The sequence below is a fragment of the Spirosoma pulveris genome (assembly GCF_054781875.1).
The window spans coordinates 444,221-465,680 of the sequence record NZ_BAAGTO010000005.1; the positions used below are offsets into that span (position 1 = coordinate 444,221).

Annotated in this window: 16 protein-coding genes; 9 read left to right on the forward strand and 7 right to left on the reverse strand. The window is 49.0% G+C overall.

The window, feature by feature from the left end; all coding sequences use genetic code 11:
* The first annotated feature begins 181 nt into the window (after positions 1 to 181).
* Positions 182 to 3,529, forward strand: coding sequence for a two-component regulator propeller domain-containing protein (locus ACYVJM_RS19715; protein WP_461149939.1), 3,348 nt, complete (start codon positions 182 to 184; stop codon positions 3,527 to 3,529).
* Positions 3,530 to 3,574: 45 nt separating this feature from the next.
* On the opposite strand, the gene ACYVJM_RS19720 is transcribed toward ACYVJM_RS19715, so the two are convergent.
* The 3 genes from ACYVJM_RS19720 to ACYVJM_RS19730 all read right to left on the reverse strand — a co-directional run bounded on the left by ACYVJM_RS19720 (position 3,575) and on the right by ACYVJM_RS19730 (position 6,684).
* Positions 3,575 to 4,756 (reverse strand): lycopene cyclase family protein, encoded by a 1,182-nt coding sequence (locus ACYVJM_RS19720; RefSeq protein WP_461149940.1) that lies wholly within the window; start codon positions 4,754 to 4,756, stop codon positions 3,575 to 3,577.
* A gap of 77 nt (positions 4,757 to 4,833) precedes the next feature.
* Positions 4,834 to 5,742, reverse strand: a complete 909-nt coding sequence (gene lipA / locus ACYVJM_RS19725) for a lipoyl synthase (RefSeq protein WP_461149941.1) — start codon at positions 5,740 to 5,742, stop codon at positions 4,834 to 4,836.
* 156 nt (positions 5,743 to 5,898) lie between these two features.
* Positions 5,899 to 6,684, reverse strand: a complete 786-nt coding sequence (locus ACYVJM_RS19730) for a hypothetical protein (RefSeq protein ID WP_461149942.1) — start codon at positions 6,682 to 6,684, stop codon at positions 5,899 to 5,901.
* A 220-nt stretch (positions 6,685 to 6,904) separates the two neighbouring features.
* On the opposite strand from ACYVJM_RS19730, the gene ACYVJM_RS19735 reads away from it, so the two are divergent.
* Positions 6,905 to 7,339: an OsmC family protein gene (locus ACYVJM_RS19735; protein ID WP_461149943.1), complete on the forward strand. Its 435-nt coding sequence runs from the start codon at positions 6,905 to 6,907 to the stop codon at positions 7,337 to 7,339.
* 19 nt (positions 7,340 to 7,358) lie between these two features.
* Here ACYVJM_RS19735 and ACYVJM_RS19740 read toward each other — a convergent pair whose 3' ends face one another.
* On the reverse strand, positions 7,359 to 8,171 hold the full coding sequence (locus ACYVJM_RS19740; protein WP_461149944.1) for a hypothetical protein: 813 nt from the start codon (positions 8,169 to 8,171) through the stop codon (positions 7,359 to 7,361).
* Between the two features lie 561 nt (positions 8,172 to 8,732).
* On the opposite strand from ACYVJM_RS19740, the gene ACYVJM_RS19745 reads away from it, so the two are divergent.
* The 6 genes from ACYVJM_RS19745 to ACYVJM_RS19770 all read left to right on the forward strand — a co-directional run bounded on the left by ACYVJM_RS19745 (position 8,733) and on the right by ACYVJM_RS19770 (position 17,707).
* On the forward strand, positions 8,733 to 9,521 hold the full coding sequence (locus ACYVJM_RS19745; RefSeq protein WP_461149945.1) for a FecR family protein: 789 nt from the start codon (positions 8,733 to 8,735) through the stop codon (positions 9,519 to 9,521).
* Positions 9,522 to 9,552: 31 nt separating this feature from the next.
* On the forward strand, positions 9,553 to 12,657 hold the full coding sequence (locus tag ACYVJM_RS19750) for a SusC/RagA family TonB-linked outer membrane protein (RefSeq protein WP_461149946.1): 3,105 nt from the start codon (positions 9,553 to 9,555) through the stop codon (positions 12,655 to 12,657).
* Positions 12,658 to 12,707: 50 nt separating this feature from the next.
* Entirely contained in the window at positions 12,708 to 14,393 is a 1,686-nt protein-coding gene (locus ACYVJM_RS19755; protein WP_461149947.1) for a RagB/SusD family nutrient uptake outer membrane protein, read from the forward strand.
* Positions 14,394 to 14,585: 192 nt separating this feature from the next.
* Positions 14,586 to 15,512, forward strand: a complete 927-nt coding sequence (locus ACYVJM_RS19760; RefSeq protein WP_461149948.1) for a sugar phosphate isomerase/epimerase family protein — start codon at positions 14,586 to 14,588, stop codon at positions 15,510 to 15,512.
* Positions 15,513 to 15,567: 55 nt separating this feature from the next.
* A complete protein-coding gene (locus ACYVJM_RS19765; protein ID WP_461149949.1) occupies positions 15,568 to 16,311 on the forward strand; it encodes a 3-keto-disaccharide hydrolase in 744 nt (247 codons plus the stop codon).
* Positions 16,312 to 16,381: 70 nt separating this feature from the next.
* Positions 16,382 to 17,707, forward strand: coding sequence for a Gfo/Idh/MocA family protein (locus tag ACYVJM_RS19770; RefSeq protein ID WP_461149950.1), 1,326 nt, complete (start codon positions 16,382 to 16,384; stop codon positions 17,705 to 17,707).
* 78 nt (positions 17,708 to 17,785) lie between these two features.
* Here ACYVJM_RS19770 and ACYVJM_RS19775 read toward each other — a convergent pair whose 3' ends face one another.
* A complete protein-coding gene (locus ACYVJM_RS19775; RefSeq protein ID WP_461149971.1) occupies positions 17,786 to 19,075 on the reverse strand; it encodes a DUF2851 family protein in 1,290 nt (429 codons plus the stop codon).
* A gap of 111 nt (positions 19,076 to 19,186) precedes the next feature.
* Entirely contained in the window at positions 19,187 to 20,017 is an 831-nt protein-coding gene (pyrF, locus tag ACYVJM_RS19780; protein ID WP_461149951.1) for an orotidine-5'-phosphate decarboxylase, read from the reverse strand.
* A 111-nt stretch (positions 20,018 to 20,128) separates the two neighbouring features.
* On the opposite strand from pyrF, the gene rfbC reads away from it, so the two are divergent.
* Positions 20,129 to 20,674: a dTDP-4-dehydrorhamnose 3,5-epimerase gene (gene rfbC, locus ACYVJM_RS19785; protein ID WP_461149952.1), complete on the forward strand. Its 546-nt coding sequence runs from the start codon at positions 20,129 to 20,131 to the stop codon at positions 20,672 to 20,674.
* A 13-nt stretch (positions 20,675 to 20,687) separates the two neighbouring features.
* On the opposite strand, the gene ACYVJM_RS19790 is transcribed toward rfbC, so the two are convergent.
* Positions 20,688 to 21,380, reverse strand: coding sequence for a type 1 glutamine amidotransferase domain-containing protein (locus tag ACYVJM_RS19790; RefSeq protein ID WP_461149953.1), 693 nt, complete (start codon positions 21,378 to 21,380; stop codon positions 20,688 to 20,690).
* Between the last annotated feature and the right edge of the window lie 80 nt (positions 21,381 to 21,460).

The following is a 21,460-nucleotide window of genomic DNA, read 5'->3' on the forward strand; positions in this document are numbered from 1 at the left end:
CGATTAATTTTGATAATATGTCGACAAAATCTACAAACTTTATATCTTACTTACCGTTCCCTACTATTGGCTCCGGGTAGCTACCTGTTTTGTTTCACTCATTGGACGGATGTGCTGGCACTAATAGGTATAACCCGTCGTTTCGATTAGTTTTATCGGAAGAGTTCGACTTCAACACCCTATGAACAAACGTTTGGCATATTCCTACCAATGGTTAGAATCGGCTCATGAGCGTTGTTTCAGGTTGTTTATCATCGTATTTGTTCTGTCTCCTATAGTAATTCCGTCGAGTGCGCAGCCAGCATCGGACAAGTTTGATCATTTATCCGTCAAAAATGGCCTGTCTAATAACTCTGTCAACTGCATTCTTCAGGATCGGGAAGGGTATATGTGGTTCGGTACGAACGATGGGCTTAACAAATATGATGGCTATTCATTTCAGGTTTTCCAGACGGACCCTGCCCGCCCTACCCGCAGCTTGACCGACAACCGCATTCTGGGCCTTTGTGAAGACCGGCAAAACCGGCTGTGGGTGGTTACAGAAGGGGCCGGTCTGCACGAGATCAATAAACAAACGGGCAACGTAACCCACCACCCCATTCGTACTGACCATGAAAACTGGTGGAACAACCAGCTATCTATGTATGCGGATCGGCAGGGTACCCTGTGGATTTGCTCGTATGGCGGGCTCATACGCTATGAACCGGCTACCCATCACTTTACGCTGTACCCATCGCCCAAACGAGAGGTTCCGGTTAAAGCCGTTTTCGAGGATCGGCAAAACCGGTTTTGGGTGGCTACCTCGCAAGGATTGTATTTATTCGATCGGCAAACCGGCCGCTTTACATTGCTGTCCGCTGAAAAGACGAGCGGCACTCAGCCCTGGTTCTGTTCTTTTTATCTGGACGACAAGGATGTTCTCTGGCTTGGGGCGGTTGGCACAGGCCTTTTTCAGCTTGATCTTCGCGCCCGGCCCCTGAAAATTGTACCCTATGCGGCAAAAGGCACGGTCAATAAATATATGTATCTGAACGCCCTCCACCGCGACAGGCAGGGGTTTATCTGGATGGGTACAACGGATGGCTTACAACGTATTGATCCTAAAACAGCGCAGGTATTTACGTATCTCCCCAATCCCAACGCCCTCCATAGTCTGGGGAGCATGAACGTACAGGCCATTTATCACGACCGGGCCGGCACGCTCTGGGCAGGTACCGATAATGGTATCGACATGCAGCCCATCAATACGAAACCGTTTACAACCTATCAGATCAGGCATAGCATCGGAATCGTCAATTTACCCGAAAACAAAGTAGCGACGCTGGCCGTAGATGGACAACAACGGGTCTGGTTCAGCAATCAGGACAACCTATACCGATTAGACTTGCGAACCAATCGCTTGACCGAAATTCCGGCAAGGTTGTTTGGCAACACGCCCCAGCACAAAAATAACCTCCATGCTTTGCTGCCGGGTGGCCCCAACATACTGTGGCTTGGCACATGGGATGGCCTTTACCGCCTTGATCAGACGACCAACCGCTCCGTTAAATTCCCAACCGAAATTGCAGCCCAGTTCGTTGGACGAGACCGGAACGGGACTCTTTGGCTGAGTGGTGAAGGCGGGGTAGCCTCGTTCGATTCCCTTACGTCAAAATTCACGTACTACAAGTATAATCCATCGGATACGAGCGGTCTGCCCGAAAAGTACATATATGGTATGCTGGTCAGCCAAACGGGTGATGTCTGGCTGACCCTCCGCGGAAAAGGGCTCAGTCGGCTAAATCCCCGGACGGGCCGGTTCACTCATTATACCGCCGGGCAGAAACCGGGAGAGCTTAACAGCAACGAGATAGGCACTATTTACGAAGACCCATCCGGCATTATCTGGCTGGGCAGCACCCGGGGTGGCCTGAACTGGTTTACCCCTAAAACCGGCACATTTTCACACCTTACCACAAAGGATGGCCTGCCCAGCAACTGGATTATTGGCATAACGGAAGACAATAACGGCTATTTGTGGCTCAGTACGAATAAAGGGCTATGCCGCTTTGATCCACGAACAAAGTCATTTCGCTCGTACGACAATAATGATGGATTGCCAAGCAACGACTTCAAAGTGAACACCGTTTCGAAGTCAGGAAACTCGCTTTTCTTTGGCACGCTGAATGGCCTGGTTCGCTTCAATCCCGATAGCATCCAGAACGACACCCACCCCTTTCCGGTTTACATTACTACGTTTAAAGTAGGCGATAGTCTTCAGCCAGTGGGTCGTAAACACTTTACACTCGCTCACTATGAAAACTTCCTTTCGTTTGAATTTGTCGCGCTAACGTATGGTTTGCCGGAACGGAATCAGTATGCCTACAAACTAAGCGGTATTGACAATGATTGGATAAACAATGGGAATCGCCGATTCGCCAGTTATACGCACTTACCGCCCGGCAACTACACGTTTCAGGTCAAAGCCGCTAACAGCGATGGTATCTGGCGTCAGCTCGATCACCCACTCACGATTCAGATTCGTGCGCCCTGGTGGCAAACCTGGCCTGCTTACCTGCTTTACACGTTAGCCGGATTGGGCGGTGTGTGGGCACTGGCGACGTATCGGTCCCGGAAATTACTGGCAGCCAACCGGCAGCTCGAAGAGATTATTGCTAATCGAACCAACGAGATTCGGCGGCAGAGCGATCAATTGGCCTTACAACGCGACAGTCTTGAGAAAACCGTAACCGAGCTGACCTCTACCCAACGTCAGTTGATTCTGAAAGAAAAGATGGCTTCGCTGGGCGAATTGACGGCGGGTATCGCCCATGAGATTCAAAACCCGCTCAACTTCGTCAATAACTTCTCGGAGGTAAGTGCAGAACTGGCCGGTGAGCTTCTCGATCAATTAGCAAGCGGCCAGCAGGAAAATGCAGTTACTCTGGCCACCTATTTGCAAACCAATCTCGAAAAAATTACTCACCACGGTAAGCGGGCCGATTCTATCGTCAAAAATATGCTTCAGCATTCCCGTTTCAGCAGCGGTAAGAAGTCTCCAACCAACCTGAATAAACTGATCGACGATCATTTGCGTCTGGCTTATCAGGGTATTCGCGTAAACGATAAATCACTCAACGTACGGCTACTTACCGACTTCGACCCTAAGGCAGGTGTCGTGACTATTGTGCCTCAGGACATTGGCCGGGTGCTGCTAAACCTGTTCAATAATGCATTTTACTCGATGGCCATTAAGCAGAAAGGTGCTGGCGCCGACTATGAGCCCGAGATACGTGTTAGTACGCACCGGCACACGGCGTCTGTTGAACTACGGATACGGGACAACGGCCTCGGCATGTCGCCGTCTATTCTCGAAAAGATTTATCAGCCTTTTTTCACAACCAAGCCCACCGGTCAGGGTACCGGCCTTGGATTATCGATCAGTTATGACATCATCACAAAAGGGCATGAAGGCGAGTTGAGCGTTGACACTACCGAAGGGCAATTTGCCGAGTTTATCATCAAGCTTCCCTTGCCGGCTTCTTCCTGACTGATTGCCGCTACTAGTTGGTCAGGGCATTTCCGGCTTCGTATACTAACCGAATAGTTTTCGGCGCAGGACATCAAAAAATGCGTTGAGAAATGGCATGAACGGCATGGTGGTAAACAATCGCAGCTCGTCGATGAAGCGGGTTTCTTCATCAAGGAAAGTAAATACACGGCTATGATTTTTGGTGTAAACCCGGGTAAAAATGTCGTCGGCCGGATGGCGATGCTTTTCGAGTACGTTCAGGAAGATACTGTCATAGAGCTTGAACCGTTTTTTCAACCAGCTTACGGGCCGGTGGGGTTTACCGGTTTGCACCAGATTTTCGACAAGGCTTTGCAGGTAACGCTGGGTGCGCTGAAACGTATAACCCGTGGAGGCTTTGGTGTACCCGCCAGATGTACCGATTCGAACAATGTGATCAGAAGGATTTTCCTGCGTGGCCTCATCCGACATGGGAATAATACCATACTCTGTTTCGCTTATTTCGTAGCCTCCCGTGTTCAGAAAACGGTCGATATAGTTTCGGATTTCAAGGTCGTATTCTGGTTCAGCTAACAGCTTATCGTTAAAGAGCGTAAACTCGACCAGGGCCGAATTTTCCGTGAACGGTAATACATATACAAACCGGCAGTCGCCATGCTGCTCGATCCGAAAATCCATTATTTCGGGTTCATGCGGGTTAAAGCATGGTTTCTCCGTATTGATGATCCATCCTTTAAAATGCTGAAGAAGATTATGGTTTTCGGATCGGTCGAGCTTTAGGGAAAACGTGCTGTCGAATACGTAATCGGCAATGTAAGGTTCATCATCAGCAATAACAAATCCACCCTGTGGAGTGTCTTTTATTCGGTTGATGGTCGCTTGTCTGCGCTCAATTGTCGGGCAATTAGCCAATTCGCGCTGGATAAACTCGTAAAAGTCTATGCCGCGCAACATTTTGTAGTTGTACGGCCCCATGTCCAGTAGCCCTGCATAGGTTGTCCCATGAAAGCTAACGTTATTCCAGGTCCGGAAAAGAATAGAGTCGAAGGCATTTGTACGGCCTTTCTTTTGGCCTGCAACCTCCTTTTTCCGCTCCCAGAAGCACCAGGTTCGGTCGTTGCTATTTTTTACTTCCCGATCCAGAATCAGGATGCTGCGGTCTCGTAGCGGTGACTGGCTAAGGTAATAGGCAAGACTTAAGCCCGCCATGCCTCCTCCGGCAATGATGAAGTCGTATTTTTTCATGCAGTAAAGAAAAAGTCCGACCCTAAGCCCGGACTCTCTTCTTTAAATAACGAATAAGCGTAATTGTTTACTAATCACTACACATTCACATGTTTCTCTGCGTGGTAACTCGAACGGACTAACGGTCCGGACTCAACGTATTTCAGCCCACGCTGTAAGCCTTCTTCCCGATACATAGCAAACGTTTCCGGATGAATCCACTCAATCACTTCGTGGTGCATTTTGGTTGGCTGCAGGTATTGTCCCAGCGTCAGAATATCCAGGCCATTAGCGGCCAGGTCATCCATGGCTTTAACGACTTCGTCTTTTGTTTCGCCCAGGCCCAGCATTATGCCTGACTTGGTCCGTTGACCGTACTCTTTCGTCCGTCGAATCTGCTCCAGGCTGCGTTCATAGCGCGCCTGCGGGCGCACCCGGCGATAGAGCCGTTCTACGGTCTCCATGTTATGCGAAACAACCTCCTGCCCGGCCGAAATCATCCGTTCGAGTGCCTCCCAATTGCCTTTGGTATCCGGAATCAAGGTTTCGATGGTTGTCGTTGGCGATGCCTCTTTAATCAGTCGAACGGTTTGGTACCAGATCTCAGCGCCCCGGTCTTTCAATTCATCCCGGTTTACCGATGTAAGCACCGCATGCTTAACCTTCATTAACACAATTGCTTCGGCTACGCGCCGGGGCTCGTCAGTATCATATTCGTTCGGTCTGCCAGTAGCAACAGCACAGAATGTACAGCTTCGCGTACACACATTCCCCAGAATCATAAACGTAGCGGTGCCAGCCCCCCAGCATTCGCCCATATTTGGGCAATTGCCACTTTCGCAAATTGTGTGGAGTTTATGTTCGTCCACCAGTTTACGGACTTTAGCATATTCGGGGCCGATGGGCAGCTTAACACGCAGCCAGTCGGGACGTTTTGGCCGGGGTGCTGCATCAGCACCCGCCCGGTTACGTTGTTGTTCGGAGGGTATTACGGGTAGTTCAATCATGTCTCCTCAATCCTTTCCAGCAAAATTCTTTTTTTGGGTGTAAAGTTCATAAAAAGGGAAGAGAGGGCGTAAAAGGAGAAAAGGGACAAGCAGGAAATAAAGCGTATTGCTGTATAACCCCTCCTCCCACTCGTACCCTTTCTCTTATCTATCCTTTTATTTCTTACTCCCGAAAAACAAGGTGATATAGCCCGATGTGAAGAAACTGCGGTTGCCATCTTCCCGATTGCCATTGGGATCGGGGTTGGGGATGATCAGGATTTTATTCGGAAAAGCTTCGGCCAGAAAACCAATTTCCACCCCGGTTGTATTATTTCGGAACGCACTCAATTCAAAGCTCAGGGCGGCTTTGACATTGAGGCCAACGGTTAGTTTCGACTCCCCGATGCCCTGGAAGAAACCACCGGCACCCGTAACGGTTTCGCCCGCCGAGGTAGCGAAGCCATTTACCTGAGAGGCCGGTACTGTTCGGGTCTGATTGCCATAGGATACTTCCAGATAGTAGGGTTTGATGATCCCTATTGATGGTCCGGCAGCCAGAATACCACTTATAGCGATGCCTTCGTCAGAACTCCGCTGAAATAGCTTTACTTCACGCCCGTACTGTGGGCGCAGCACAAACAGATAATTCTCTTTTCCGTCCAGATATCCGGAACCAACGTTGTTTATAGACGATCGAAGCTCCTTGGGATGCTTTACGTTGACCAGTTCAACACTTAGGTAACGGGATTGGGGTAAGCCAAACAGAGAAGACGACAATAATTTGGATTGCCGGAACGCAAACCCGCCAACAATGCCGGAGTTCGTATTGGTTGTAATGCCAAATGTTGTTATCGTCGAGTAAGCCTCATCTTCACTATCAACCCGTTGGGCGAGTGTGGTTTGAGCCGGGAGGAGCCATACGCCCACCATAAGCCCCAATAGTCCGTATATAGTTTTCATTGTCGTAGAATGCTGAACTAAAAATACACTTTTTTGTGGTCCTTCACAAAAGAGCGTCTTACTATTAGCGTAACCAGATGATTATTTATATGTTTAACAAGTCGTAGTTTTGTAAGTGGCCAGGCAGTTAAGTGACTTACGCTTGTCCGAGCAGAGTTCCGTTTAACCTATTATAATCCACGTACTACTTACTGATTTACAACGTACAAACTAGATTTCTATGCCAACAATTCACATTGATTATCTGGGCGACTTACGTACCGATTGCCTGCATGTACAATCCGGAACTCACATCAATACCGATGCCCCAACAGATAACCAGGGCCGGGGTGAAGCCTTCTCACCAACGGATCTGGTAGCCAACGCGCTGGGTACCTGTATTATAACAACTATGGCCATATTTGCCCGGCGCGACGGCATTGAACTGGCGGGTAGTAAGCTGGAAGTAACCAAGATCATGACGGCTCAACCACCCCGGCGCATCGCTCGTATTGAAGTCGATCTGGTTCTCAATACGGAAAGTATGCCGGATGATGAAACTCGAGCCCGGCTGGAAAAAATTGCCCACACCTGCCCCGTTGCCATTAGCTTACACCCTGATATTGAGCAGGCGGTGAGTATTCAATGGCAGAAACACACTGTCAGCACCGAATAGCCGAGTCAATAGTGCCGATTTATCGTTTATTCTTTCGTTTCTGTCGCCAGCGCTTAATGTCGGCTGTGAGGTTTTCGAGAAAGAACGAAGGCCCTACCGAAAAGTATAAGCCTGTGTAATTTATTTGACTCTCGGGGACATCGCGCTTTAAAATAAATCGGTAGCCTGTCAGAAAGTTCAGACCAAACCAGTGTAATGGCCTTAGCCAGCGCACGGCCGGGAACTGATAGGCTGCCGATATACCTACCCCCAAGGGTAAAAACACCCCTCGTGCCACTTCGTATTTTTCGGCTTGTTCGTCATTGATTTCATAGCGTGAGTGGCCATAACCAAATTCGATGGGCATACTCACTTCAAACGAACGCCGTCGAAATAAGTACCGCTCGTAGTAAACCGTCGCAATTCGTAAATGACGAGTAACGGATTCAGACGTATTCGGCAGCAGACCAGGACGGTCGAGTCGTTGGTTTACAAAATAAAATCCGGCCCCAGCCTTGAAACTAGCTGATCGACCAGCCTTAAGGGCATCTCGATGCTTGCTGGGGGGAAATAGAAAGCCTGCCCTTATCCCATATACGCTTACCGGAACCCGTCGGTTATCTTCGGTACGTGTATCGTTAAAGAAAAAAAAACGCTGGTCGGTTGAGGCCGTAAAGGTTAACGACTTAGGTTTTGTTTCTTTAAGTCCGGTCGTATCAACCTGCGTTACCTGGGCCTTTATTCCACACATGGCCAAACCCGGCAATGCCAGAAGTACGAATAGCAAGAATATAGATGTTCTACGGAACGAGTCGTATGTGACCGTCCGCTGTTGTCGAGTTATGTTTTCCATCGCGTTGATGATAACATAACCGCTATTGACGATAATAGTTAAAAAGTAGATCCTCGGGTCAAAGAAAATCAAATAATTAGACTTCTATGTCCACAATTCAAGTCGATTAACTACCCCAAAAGTAACTCACGTAAGTATAATATATATTAAAGGTACTTTTGTTTGGATCAACATTGGTTCTATCTGATAAGCACTAAATCAGAAAAATACAATTTTTACTATTCATTTTTATTCAATCTTACACAAGAGGAGTGCCTTTATCGCAGACATTAAAACCTGCTTTTCTACAACTATATCTTAGCGTTTTCCTTTTTGGCAACGTTCCCGGTAACGCTTGCATAAAAAAAGTGAGGAAATTTCTTTTATTTATCTAATATTATTGACAAGCTTACATACAGTTTTTAACGTAATCAAACTTAATTTATCGATAGAGATTCATAAAATTATCCACAATTTGCCCGGATAAGTAAAGGGAAGTTTTGTAACGATCTCTTTCATTTAGTCCAGTAAGTAGAAACCCTTATTCCCGACGCTTTTGCTAGCACGAAACTGCTATATACCGTGTCTCAAAAGTCATATTCTGCTTACAGCGCTGAGGAATTCGTCCTTGATGACTTATTCGTACGATGGATCAAACACCCAGACGACGAAGAGGTAGCTTCCTATTGGCAGATATGGTTGTCGAACCATCCGCATCAGGAAGAAACAGTTGAAACAGCACGGTATCTCATTCAAACGGCCCGTCACGCTGATTTACCATCCTTATCGTCCGATGAGATTTCAACGGTTTGGGGACGTATTCGGGAGTCGCTTCAGACCATGGAAGACGTCAGGCCACTTCAGCCGGATGTTCGGGCGATGGTGGGCTGGTGGTACTTTATGCGGACCGTTCTGGCCGGCGTTGGAGTGGTTGCTCTTATTGGCTGGGCGCTCTGGATGCAGTATGGACCCGAGCAATCGGTGTGGAGTATCAGCACCCATGCTTATCAAACCCGTCAGATTCGATTACCCGACAATTCAACGATGACCCTGTATCCAAATAGTACCGCCCGATACGCCCGACGTTGGTCTGATGAGACACCCAGAGCCGTGTGGCTAAAGGGGGAAGCCGACTTTTCCATTATCCACCGGAATGATACATCATCAGCCCGCTTGTTCAGGGTTCATACCGGCGGCCTTACCATTGAGGCCGTAGGTACCATCTTTCGAGTGCGACAACGACCGACAGGAACCTCCGTAGCGCTTACTTCAGGGCAGGTAAGCTTACTTGTGAAATCGCAGGACCCAATACGGCTCAAACCTGGCGAATCCATTGAGGTTGCAGCCGGTTCGAGCAAGACTTTACCCTAGTTTGTTAACTTTTACGCCAATCTAATCTAACATGCAAGCAACAATTACCCAACCACCACGCTTGGCGTGGCTTCCTCTGCTTGGGCTTACAGCACTTACGCTGCTAGCTCAACCGGCGTTCAGCGCGCCACCCACTAATCGTCCGATTACAGATAACCCTACTCAGGAGCTAACCATTAGCGGCAAAGTACTTTCCGGAGATGATAACACCGGGTTGCCGGGCGTAAGCGTAGCTGTAAAAGGCACAACCCGCGGTACTTCCACCGACGCAAACGGAGAGTATCGTATCAGTGTACCAAACAACCGGGCGGTTCTGGTCTTCTCAGCTGTCGGTTTTGTTAGCCAGGAAGTTACTGTCGGGAACAAATCGTCCATCAATCTTACCCTGAGTACAGATACCCGTGCTCTAAACGAAGTTGTCGTTATTGGTTATGGTAGTCAGAAGAAAAGCCAGACAACGGGGGCTATCTCGTCGGTAACGCCAAAGCAAATTACCGAACAGCCCATTACCAACATTGGTCAGGCCATGCAGGGCCGGGTAGCCGGTGTGGACGTTGCTCAGTCGGGTAGCCGCCCTGGGTCTGTACCAACCATCCGGGTTCGTGGACGTCGTTCGTTCAATGCCGGTAACGATCCGCTCTACGTAGTTGATGGGATTCCCCTCTCAGAAGGTTATGAAGATATTAACCCGAACGATGTAGGCTCGATGGAGATCCTGAAGGATGCTACCGCAACGGCCATTTATGGGGCCAGAGGTGCCAACGGTGTTATCCTGGTTACAACCAAACGGGGCAACCCAGTCGGCAAAACAACCATCAGCTACGATAACTACGTTGGTTTTACCGATCCGCTTGACAAAGTAAAGTTGTTCAGTGGGTCTGAATTTGCCGAATTTGTTCGGGAAGCTTATCGGACTACAGGCAACTACAAAGATGCAAACGGCAATCCCGTTCCTACCGGTGTAGCCGATGCCTATGCCGACTCCAAGGTGGCCGTTCTGGGCGGTGACCCAAACGTTGCAGCTGGTCTGGCTGCCAACCGGAATACCGACTGGCAATCGTTGATCCTGAAGCAGGGAATTCAGCAAAACCACTCGCTGGGTATTCAGGGTGGCAATGAAAAAACGCAGTTTTATATTTCGGCTGGTTTTTTCCAGGATAAAGGGATCATGCCTGGTCTGGATTTTACCCGTTACTCGCTGCGTGCCAATATCGACCACCAGATCAATAAAGCTCTTAAAGTGGGTATTGCCTCGTATATGATGTATAGTTTACGGAATGGCGAGAACCTCAACCCGTATAACTTTACGCTTCAGCAAAATCCGCTTGGTCGCCCATACGATGATAACGGCAACCTGATCTTCTCTCCTACGAATGATGCGTTGCTCACCAATCCGCTCGCGGAGGTTGTACCGGGTGCACAGATAGAAGAGCGGAAGAAATACCGTATTTTCAACAGTGTATATGCGGAAGTGAATATACTCGATGGATTGAAATACCGGGTTAATTTCGGCCCTGACTTTACCATAAACCGGTATGGCCGCTTTATCGGTGCGCAAACCAACGCCCGGAAAGGTGGTGACCCACAGGCGCAGACAGCCAGTTCATTTGGCTTCAATTATACCTTGGAGAACGTAGTGACATACAACAAAAAATTTGGTGATCACAACTTCGGCTTTACAGCCCTTCAATCCATTCAGCGGGATAATTTTGAGCAGAATAACATCTCCGTCCAGGGAGTACCGGCCGAATCGCAGCAGTTCTACAATGTAGGCAACGCCAGTGCTGTACTAGGCGTAGGCAGCGGATTACGGCAGTGGACCATTAACTCCTATATGGGTCGTATCAACTACGATTACAAAGACAAATACCTGGTAACAGCCACCATACGCCGGGACGGATCGAGCCGATTCGGGGTAAATACTAAATATGGTAACTTTCCCGGTATAGCGTTAGGCTGGAATGTCAGCAATGAAGACTTCATGAAAGGATCTAGCTGGGTCGACCTGCTGAAAATCCGGGCCAGCCGTGGTTCGGTTGGTAACCAGGGCGTAGCTCCTTACCAGACGCAGGGTTTGCTGGACCGCACGGTGTACGCCTTTGGTAATACGCCTGCTTATGGCTATCGCCCTAATACGATTGGTAACCCCGACTTACGTTGGGAAACCTCAACCAGCACAAACATTGGTATTGATTTCAGCCTATGGCGGGGCCGGGTAGCCGGTGCGATCGAATTATATAATACCCGTACCACCGACCTGCTGCTATCGGATTTACTACCGACATCCATTGGCTTCAACTCTGTTACCCGGAACATCGGCGAAACCCAGAACAAAGGGGTGGAAGTTAGTGTGTCTACAGTCAATGTGAACTCGAAAAGTGGATTTAAATGGACATCCGACATCGTGTTCTCTAAAAATTCGGAAGCTATTATTTCGCTGTTCAATGGACCGGTTGATGACGTGGGTAACAAACGCTTCATCGGCAAACCCCTGACGGCAATGTACGATTACAAAAAGGCAGGCATTTGGCAGACCAGCGAAGCTGATGCCGCTAAATCCTACCAGAGTGCCGTTGGTCAAATCAAGGTGCAGGACACGAATAACGACGGCAAAATTACGGCTGATGACCGTGTCTACCTGGGCTCTGACATTCCAACCTGGAGCGGTGGTATCACCAACCGATTTAGCTACAAGGGATTTGACCTGAACTTCTTTATCTATGCCCGTATTGGTCAGACCATCCTGAGTGGTTTCCACCGCGACAACAACCAGCTGGCGGGTCGTTATGAGCAAATCAAAGTGGATTATTGGACTCCTAACAACCCAACAAATGAATTCCCACGGCCTAACTCAAGCCAGGAATTCCCGGTCTACAACTCGGCCATTATCTATTTCGACGGGTCGTTCGTGAAGGTGCGGAACATCAACTTCGGCTACACGTTCCCATCCAGCATTACCTCAAAACTGCGTATGCAGTCGCTGCGTCTGTTCTCCAGCATTCAGCAGCCATTCATCTTCTCGTCTTACCGGTCAAAGTACAACGGTGTTGACCCCGAAACTAGCGATGGTACGGTCAGTAACGGTGTTACGCCTGCTACACGGGTAGTGACCTTTGGTTTGAACGTTAAATTCTAAGCGCAACGCCTGTAAGCAATGTGTTTATAACTATTTCAAGATTCAAAAACATGAAATCTAATTTCACACATAAATCATTCCGCATCTTAGCTCTTGCTGCTCTGCTCGTAAGCGGGCAGGCGTGTAAGGACGTGCTGAAAGAAACCGTCGTTTCGGCTATTCCGAACGATTACATTAATACACCCAAAGGTTTCGAAGATGCCAGTAAAGCGGCTTATTCATCCCTGCGTAACTTCTACGCATCGGAGCGTGGCCTGACCATGACCGAGTATGGCACGGATATTTACCAGGCCGGCGCGGATGGGAGCTACAAAGGGTTTCACTTTTACGATACCCAGATGAATAGCTTCGTCGATATTATCCAGCAAGTTTGGGAAGAGTTATACCGGGGCATAAACACCTGCAACGCCGTTATTGAGCGGGCACCGGCAGCTACGGTATCGGATGCGGTGAAAAAACTGCGTGTAGCCGAGATGAAGTTTTTACGCGCACATTATTACTTTATTCTGGTGCAGCAGTTTGGCGGTGTCGATCTACGACTGAAAGAAACCCTCGGACCTACGAAAGTAACCAGCCGGGCAACAGAAGCGGATGTTTATAAGCAAATCACCGCCGATCTGGAAGCAGCCATCCCTGACCTGGACCCAAAGATGCGATCAGCTGACTATGGCCGAGCTACTAAAGCCGCTGCCGAACACCTGCTAGCCCGCGTTTATTTGACAAAAGCAACCTCATCGGCTAAAGCATCTGACGATTATGCAAAAGCGGCAACCCTGGCACAAAGTGTCATTGCCAACTACGGCTTCAAGCTTCTGCCTGATTTTGCGAGTGTGTTTGCACAGGGTAGTGGAGAAATTAACGATGAAGTTATCTTCTCGGTTCAGTACACTTCGGACCCGCTGACCAACATGAACACGGCCAACACCAACAATGGTGATGGTAACAAACTGCACTTATACTTCGGGATGCAGTATGACGTGCAACCGGGTATGAAACGGGATATTGCAAACGACCGTCCATTCAAGCGGCTTCGCCCAACAACCTACCTGCTCGAAACCGTTTTCAAAGATCGGGTCAATGATTCGCGCTATAAGAAAACCTTCAAGGATACCTGGCTGAGCAATAACCCCGGCACTAACCTGAACACCTCGTTCGACAACAGTAAGGCCAAGATGACCTTAAAAGCGGGTGATACGGCTATTTATATTCCGGGTGTCGAATGGTCAATGGCGCAGCGGGCCGCCAAGCCTTATCAGGTTTTGGTACCCAGCGCTTACACGGCTGCTCTTTTCCCAACGCTGCAAAAATTCCTTGACCCACTCCGTCCCGACCTGACCTACGAACAGGGAAGCCGCGATTATCTGGCGTTCCGTCTGGCCGAGACGTACCTGATTCTAGCAGAAGCTCAGTTGAAACAGGGTAAAACAACAGAAGCCGCAGCCGCTATTAATGCCGTTCGTCGTCGGGCTGCGTGGCCTGGAAAAGAGTCAGCCATGGAACTGCAGGCTGGTGACCTGACCATGGAAACGATCTACGAAGAGCGTGCCCGCGAAATGGCTGGTGAGCAAACCCGCTGGATGGACCTGAAGCGTTGGGGCATTCTGGTCGAACGCGTAAAGAAATACAATCCAGACGGAGCTGTTAACGTAAAAGAAACGCACAACCTGCGGCCAATTCCGCAAACGCAGATTGACCGGACAGAGAACGCAGGATTTGCCCAGAATCCAGGCTTCTAAAACGTAGAAAAACGAATGAGTGAAAGAGCGAAGAACTGGCGTAAGCAATTTTCGCTCTTTCACTCATTCGGTCTTTAAAATCAGTAGAAGTAAGTGTCCTAAGGCTTATTTTAACTCTTTTTCCATCTAATTATTCAGTTCACAATTAGTCAGTATACTACTTCGAACTACTGATTATTTACCCTTACAACTATGCTGGAAACGGTAAACCGACGACATTTTTTGACAACGGCAGGCGTTTCAGCCCTGACTTTACTGGCTGGTACAAATCGATTAGTTGCCGGTATAGCCAAACCATCCGGCCTGAAAATCGCCTACTCGGCTATTACCTGGGGAGGTAACGATGCTCAGGCCATTGCCGACCTATCGGCATTGGGCTACCGGGGCATTCAGTTGCGGGCTAACGCCTTTGGCCCCTATAAAGCCAAACCATCCGAGTTGAAGGCCCTGCTCGACCAACACCATCTGGCGCTGGCCATGTTTTCGAGCGGCAACGTCGAAATAGATCCGGCCAAAGAACAGAGCACTATCGATATGCACGTGGCTCATGCCAGTTTCGTGAAAGCACTGGGAGGCTCGGCCATTCAGCTGACCAACTCGGCCCGACCCAAAGATCGAATGCCAACAACCGAGGAACTGAAACGGCTGGCTACCGTAATGAACGAAATCGGCAAACAAACCGCCGACCTGGGCGTGCAGGCAACCTACCACAACCACATGCATCAACTTGGTGAAACACCCGAAGAAGTGGATGTGATCATTCAGGCCATGAACCCCAAGTTCGTCAAACTTGAACTCGACATTGCCCACTATAAACAAGGTGGAGGACAGCCGGAAAAGGCTGTTAAGCAATACAAAGACATTATTTACGCGCTTCACCTGAAAGACACAATGTCGCCCCTTCCCGATAAACCCAATGACCCAAAAGCGTATAAGTTCGTTGAGTTGGGACGCGGAAATGTCGATGTACCAGCGGTGTTCAAAGCGTTGGACGACATTAAGTTCAAGGGATGGGGAATCATTGAACTGGACGGTGTACCCGAAAAAGACAAGACAGCCGCACAATGCGCTCAAATCAACAAAGATTATATAACGAAAACATTAAATTTCCCTCTTTGAGACTCGTGTAGTTCAAAAATGGCCTTAAACAACTCACGAATACAACCATAACTTTATGAAAAAAACATTCATCTTCGGCCTTCTGGCACTCAGCCTGATCGCTGCCGAGAAACCACAAGCTCCTAATACGCTCTCAGTTCAGGAGAAAAAAGATGGCTGGAAACTTCTTTTCGACGGTAAAACGACCAACGGCTGGCGCGGAGCCTACAAAGACAAGTTTCCGGAAAAAGGCTGGAGCATTACGGATGGTCAGTTAACGATTCAGCAGTCGGATGGATCTGAATCGCAAAGTTTTGGCGACATCGTTACCGATGGAGAATACGGCGATTTCGACCTGGTGTTCGATTTCAAACTTACCGAAGGGGCAAATAGTGGCGTTAAATATTACGTTGTCGAGGAATCACCCAAGCCGAAAGGATCAGCCTTTGGGCTGGAATTTCAGGTGCTGGATGATGACAAGCACCCCGACGCCAAAATGGGCCGCAATGGCAACCGTACCGTTGGTTCATTGTATGATCTGATACCAGCCAGCGGTAAAAAGGCAAACCCCATTGGCGAATGGAATACCGGTCGAGTCATCTCAAAAGGAAAGCATGTAGAACACTGGCTGAACGGCAAAAAAGTTGTGGAGTACGAACGGGGCAGCGAACAGTTTCGGGAACTGGTTGCCATGAGTAAATACAAAGCCCCCGAATACAATGCTCACGGCCGTTTTGGCGAGGCTGCAAAGGGGCATATCCTGCTTCAGGACCACGGCAACAGAGTATTTTACCGAAACATGAAAATCAAAGCACTTTAACTGGTAGAGGCCTTCCGGCCAATGCCTTGATCGCTGCACATCTCATTTCTTTTTCAAAAACTTGAATTCTATGGAAAATCGTCGTGAGTTTATAAAAAAATCGGCTTTGGCTGGCCTCGGCATGAGCTTCTCAGCCGGTAGCTACGCCCGCATTCTTGGCTCGAACGACCGCGTTCGGGTTGGCATCATTGGTTTCTCAGATCGCTTTCGGGCCTCTCTGGCACCTGCTTTCATGGAACATGCCAAAGCGCAGAATTTTGCGTTCGTAGGCGTGTCGGACATCTGGAGCCGCCGTCGGGAAGAAGCGGAGCAATTTTTGAAAGACAAAGGCTGGAACGACAGTTCGTTCTTTAAAGCCCGCAACAACGACGAACTCCTCGACCGCAAAGATGTTGACGCCGTTATTATCAGTACCGCCGATTTCCAGCATGCTTTGCATTGCGTAGCCGCTGTTGAATCTGGCCGGGATGCCTACTGCGAAAAACCCTTCGCCGAATCGCTTGACGACGCCCGTAAGGCAGTTAAAGCCGTTGAAAGCTCCAAGCGAATTGTGCAGGTGGGTTCACAGCGCCGGTCGGCGCCTAACTACCACTCGGCCAACGATTTCATCAAGTCGGGTAAGTTCGGCGATATTACCATGGTCGAAATGACCTGGAATGTCAACCAGCCCGGTCGCTGGCGTCGGCCAAAGCTGGTATCCGAAATCCGCAAGGAAGATACCGACTGGGATCGTTACCAGTTGAACCGGCCCAAAACGGCCTGGGACCCACGCAAGTACCTGGAGTTCCGTCTGTTCTACCCCTACTCATCGGGTATTCCCGGCCAGTGGATGTCACACCAGATTGATACGGTACACTGGTTCAGCGGTTTAGACCATCCCCGTTCGGTAGTAGCCAATGGCGGTGTATACAGTTGGAAAGATGGCCGCGTTAATGCGGACACGTTCACGGCAGTATTCGATTACGGCCCGGACAACGACAAAACGAAAGGCTTCCAGGTGCTGTATTCATCCCGCATGAATAACGAAGCCGGTGGCGTAAAAGAGTACTACTTCTCGAACGGGGGCATGATCAACCTCGACACCAACAAGATTTCGCCTGAGGGTGGTCTGGAAGCGAAATACGCCAAAGAGATGAATATGCAGGCTAACATGTTGCCGACCATGTCATTGGGCGAAGCGGCCAAAATTGAAACCTCGGCTAACACCGGTGGTGACCCTATGACATCGTTGCACATGCTGAACTGGATGAACTGTGTTCGTAGCCGCAAAGAACCAAATGCACCGGCACGGGTTGGTTTCAACCACTCCGTTGCCAACATCATGGCTACCACAGCCCTTCACACGGGCAAGCGCGTGACCTGGGATGCCGTTAAGAACGATATGGTTATTAGTTAGCCTTCAGGTGTATGCTGTAGAGTGTATGATGTGTGTGCCCGTTAATGGCTAGATACATCATACACCCTACAGCATACATCACTTCAAAAGTGCTGCGCCAATCTGGCAACTCAAGCATTTTTTGACGGAGCAAAATTCATTGTAAAGTTCAATAGCCGCCTGCGAATCGAACGCTGTTCGGATACCTAGTCCAAGGGTATCCCAGTTGTCGGTCAGGTGGTTTTTTTCTGATGGCAGTTCTTCTAAAAGGGCAATAGCCCGATCAATGTAAGCGGGTTGCTCCCGATGGTGTGCATAGGCTGCCAACAGCGGAACCACAGTGTTAATGACAATATTTTCGGCAGCGTTACCACCCAAAGCTGGAACCGCTTTCTCAGCCTGTTTCCCAAACCGATAATGCGCTTGCCAGTAGTCGGAAGGAGTTACCTGCATTAGTTTCAGGAGCATCTCCAAATCGACTGTACTGATAAAAAGCGAAAACAAGCTGACATGTTTGGTTAACAGGCGAGCCAGTTGTGCCAGGCGAAGCGTCGGAAAATTAGCCGGTCGAAGCCGCCCCCACTTCCAGGCTGACTCAGTTACCTGTTTATCAGTCAACTGGTATTTCGAAGCTAAAAAACGGTATTCCCGCAAAAGCGTTGCGGTGTAATCGTCCGGTGCTTCTGTTTCCAGTAAGCCAGCCGTACCAAAAAGTATGGCTTCTACCTGGTAAATCTGGTCGCGGTGTTTATGAATAACCTTCAGTGGTACTGACCGACTTAATTGTTCCATGGGGGCCGCATTGATTTTGAAGCCCATATTTACCGCCAGCAGGCGATAAGCCGTTTCTTCCCAGTCGCCACCTGTTTGCTTGAATACGTCCAAAACTCCCATAGCCTTCCGCTCCAGGCGTTGAAGCATTGCCTTATCGAGCATGGACGTCACACGCAAAGGCGACACGGATTTAAACTGCCCGGCGCAGGGAATTAGATCCGGTGATTCGATTAACAGCCAGTATTGATCCAGCAAGGTGGCGTCGGTACGTGAACTTAGTTCAAGTGTGGGTAAGGGTGTCCCATTCGACCGATCTACACGCCGACCATTAATGGGGCGATCATCTTCCCAGACAACGTGCAGAATAACATTGTCATAAGCCCGGTCAAACTGATGACGATGGGCCAGCCAGTCCGATGTACGCGTGTGCATTTCCACGGTACCTACCCATTCTACATCATTTATCAGCAAGCGGGCATTTGTAAAGTCGGGCCCGGAATCATGGTTTCGGAAGCCGGGACGTAACACCTGCACTACTTCACCATCGGTAGTAGTCAGATGTTGGTCTGTAAAGTATTGGTATTGCCAAAGGAAATATAGAAAGGCTTCGGGCACGGAAAAACAACGGGCGGTTAAGTGTATCACCTTGACTGTGTCATTAATATAAACACAATCTGATAAAATGATACCTTAAGTAGCCTTATTTTACCAAAACACGTAGAGGCTTTACTGGATTTGAGCCAAATACCCGGCCATTTCTGTTTGCAGTTGTTGGGCTTCCTGGCTTGCCCGTTCGGCGAAATCCAGTCCGTTTGACGCGTATAATATGCTTCTTGATGCGTTAACCAGCAGGCCACCCGCCTTGGTCAACCCCAGCCGGGATACGTCGGCCAAGCTACCGCCCTGGGCTCCAACACCGGGAACCAGCAGGAAATTATCCGGAGCAATCTGCCGGATGCGTTCCAGCTCACTCGTTTGCGTAGCTCCTACAACGAACATCAGTTGATCAGGGCCGGCCCAACCCTGTGCCGTTTCGATCACTTTTTCGAATAAGGGTTTTTCGCCCGAAGAAAGCGACTGGTATTGAAAGTCGGCACTGCCCGCATTAGACGTCAGGGCCAGTAGAATGACCCATTTCCCATCGTACGCCAGAAAGGGCGTTACCGAGTCGTGTCCCATATATGGAACTACCGTCACTGAATCAAAATCCAGCCCGGCAGCGGTTGGATCGAAGAATGTACGGGCGTATAAATCGGATGTATTGCCAATATCCCCCCGTTTGGCATCGGCAATGGTGAAGCAACCGGCAGGGATGTAATCAAGGGTCTTTTGCAGACTTTCCCAGCCACGTGGACCCTGGGCTTCGTAGAAAGCAATATTGGGCTTGTAGGCGACAGCAAAATCGGCGGTAGCATCAATAATGGCTTTGTTGAACGCAAAGACGGGGTCTTCATCAGTTAGTAGATGCGGGGGCAGCTTACGTGGATCGGTGTCCAATCCGACGCATAAATAAGACTGTTTTTGAAAAATCTGGTCGCTTAATTCCGAGTAGGTCATGCCTAAATGAAAGCACTACAGTAAATGATTGAGCTCAAAAGTACAACTAATGGTACCAGTTTCATAAATTTGGTCCAAATTGTAACTACCTCTACGAAACAAACCTGCCTCATGCAAGTTCGGCAAACGTCAATACAAGGCCTGATTGAACTAACTCCACGCGTTTTTGAAGATGAACGTGGTCATTTTTTTGAGTCTTACAACAAACCGCTTTTCGAATCCCTTGGCTTACCTATGGATTTCGTTCAAGACAATCAATCGTTTTCAACGAAAGGTGTTTTACGGGGTTTACACATGCAAAATCAGCCGTTTGCCCAAGGTAAGTTAGTTCGCGTTATCCGTGGGCAGGTACTGGATATTGCGGTTGATTTGCGACCCGATTCGCCCACTTTTGGTAAGTACGAAGCTTTTCTGCTGGATGCTAAACGCGCCAACATGGCGTACATACCCGAAGGCTTTGCGCATGGATTTGTGGCTTTGGAGGAAAGCATTTTCAGCTATAAGTGTACGAATGTGTACCATAAAGCGGCCGAATCCGGTATTATCTGGAACGATCCGGACCTGAACATCGACTGGGGTGTTACCAATCCAATTGTTTCCGAAAAGGATAAAGAGTTAAAGTCATTTCGCGAGATTTTTCCTCAGGCCGTAGTCTAAGCCTTACGGCACTTTATTTTTCATACATTTCTTCAAGCACCTTTCGGCCTACCTTTCGGGCCGAAAGGGGGTTCTGACCGGTTACTAACCGCTCATCTACTTCAATATACGGCAGAAACGGAATAAGGCTTTTGCTGTACAGGGCATTCTGCTTCCTTAACGCATCTTCGAGCAGGAAAGGGACCTCCTCATCGAGCCGAACGAGTTTTTCTTCCATGTTCGAAAAACCCGTTACCTGCCGGTTATCGATCAGCCTGGTCCCATCCGAGAGGGTCACGTTAAGCAACGCACTGACCCCATGGCAAACTGCCGATACCATCCCTCCTTTCTCATAAATCTGACGCGTTAGCCGCATGACGATTTCGTTGTCGGGAAAGTCCCACATGGTACCATGCCCACCGGTGAAATAAATAATCTGGTAGTTCTCTGCTCTTACATCGGCCAGTGGCAATGAATGATCCAGTTTAGCGCGAAACGTTGGATCGTTGTACCACTTCTCATTTACGGTGTCACGCCGGTCCATACTCCGTTCATCAATAGGCACAGCTCCCCCCTGGGGACTGGCGATGTCATAAGGCAGATTCCGATCCGCCAATTCATCGTAAAAGTGCGTGGCTTCACTCAACCACAAACCTGTTTTGAAGGGCTTCGTCGGGTAGTCGGTATGATTGGTGCAAACAATCAGCGCGCGGTAAATGGGGTCCATGAGCAGAAACGTATTGGGGGTTTGAAGTTCGGAGTTAAACCCTACACTTCAAACTACCTGATTGGATTATATAGTTCAGT

What these genes read in the sequence shown, in the direction of transcription:
- ACYVJM_RS19715 (WP_461149939.1), top strand. Translation starts at nt 182, where the DNA reads ATGAACAAACGTTTGGCATATTCCTACCAATGGTTAGAATCGGCTCAT.
- ACYVJM_RS19720 (WP_461149940.1), bottom strand. Translation starts at nt 4,756, where the DNA reads ATGAAAAAATACGACTTCATCATTGCCGGAGGAGGCATGGCGGGCTTA.
- lipA (WP_461149941.1), bottom strand. Translation starts at nt 5,742, where the DNA reads ATGATTGAACTACCCGTAATACCCTCCGAACAACAACGTAACCGGGCG.
- ACYVJM_RS19730 (WP_461149942.1), bottom strand. Translation starts at nt 6,684, where the DNA reads ATGAAAACTATATACGGACTATTGGGGCTTATGGTGGGCGTATGGCTC.
- ACYVJM_RS19735 (WP_461149943.1), top strand. Translation starts at nt 6,905, where the DNA reads ATGCCAACAATTCACATTGATTATCTGGGCGACTTACGTACCGATTGC.
- ACYVJM_RS19740 (WP_461149944.1), bottom strand. Translation starts at nt 8,171, where the DNA reads ATGGAAAACATAACTCGACAACAGCGGACGGTCACATACGACTCGTTC.
- ACYVJM_RS19750 (WP_461149946.1), top strand. Translation starts at nt 9,553, where the DNA reads ATGCAAGCAACAATTACCCAACCACCACGCTTGGCGTGGCTTCCTCTG.
- ACYVJM_RS19755 (WP_461149947.1), top strand. Translation starts at nt 12,708, where the DNA reads ATGAAATCTAATTTCACACATAAATCATTCCGCATCTTAGCTCTTGCT.
- ACYVJM_RS19760 (WP_461149948.1), top strand. Translation starts at nt 14,586, where the DNA reads ATGCTGGAAACGGTAAACCGACGACATTTTTTGACAACGGCAGGCGTT.
- ACYVJM_RS19765 (WP_461149949.1), top strand. Translation starts at nt 15,568, where the DNA reads ATGAAAAAAACATTCATCTTCGGCCTTCTGGCACTCAGCCTGATCGCT.
- ACYVJM_RS19770 (WP_461149950.1), top strand. Translation starts at nt 16,382, where the DNA reads ATGGAAAATCGTCGTGAGTTTATAAAAAAATCGGCTTTGGCTGGCCTC.
- pyrF (WP_461149951.1), bottom strand. Translation starts at nt 20,017, where the DNA reads ATGACCTACTCGGAATTAAGCGACCAGATTTTTCAAAAACAGTCTTAT.
- rfbC (WP_461149952.1), top strand. Translation starts at nt 20,129, where the DNA reads ATGCAAGTTCGGCAAACGTCAATACAAGGCCTGATTGAACTAACTCCA.
- ACYVJM_RS19790 (WP_461149953.1), bottom strand. Translation starts at nt 21,380, where the DNA reads ATGGACCCCATTTACCGCGCGCTGATTGTTTGCACCAATCATACCGAC.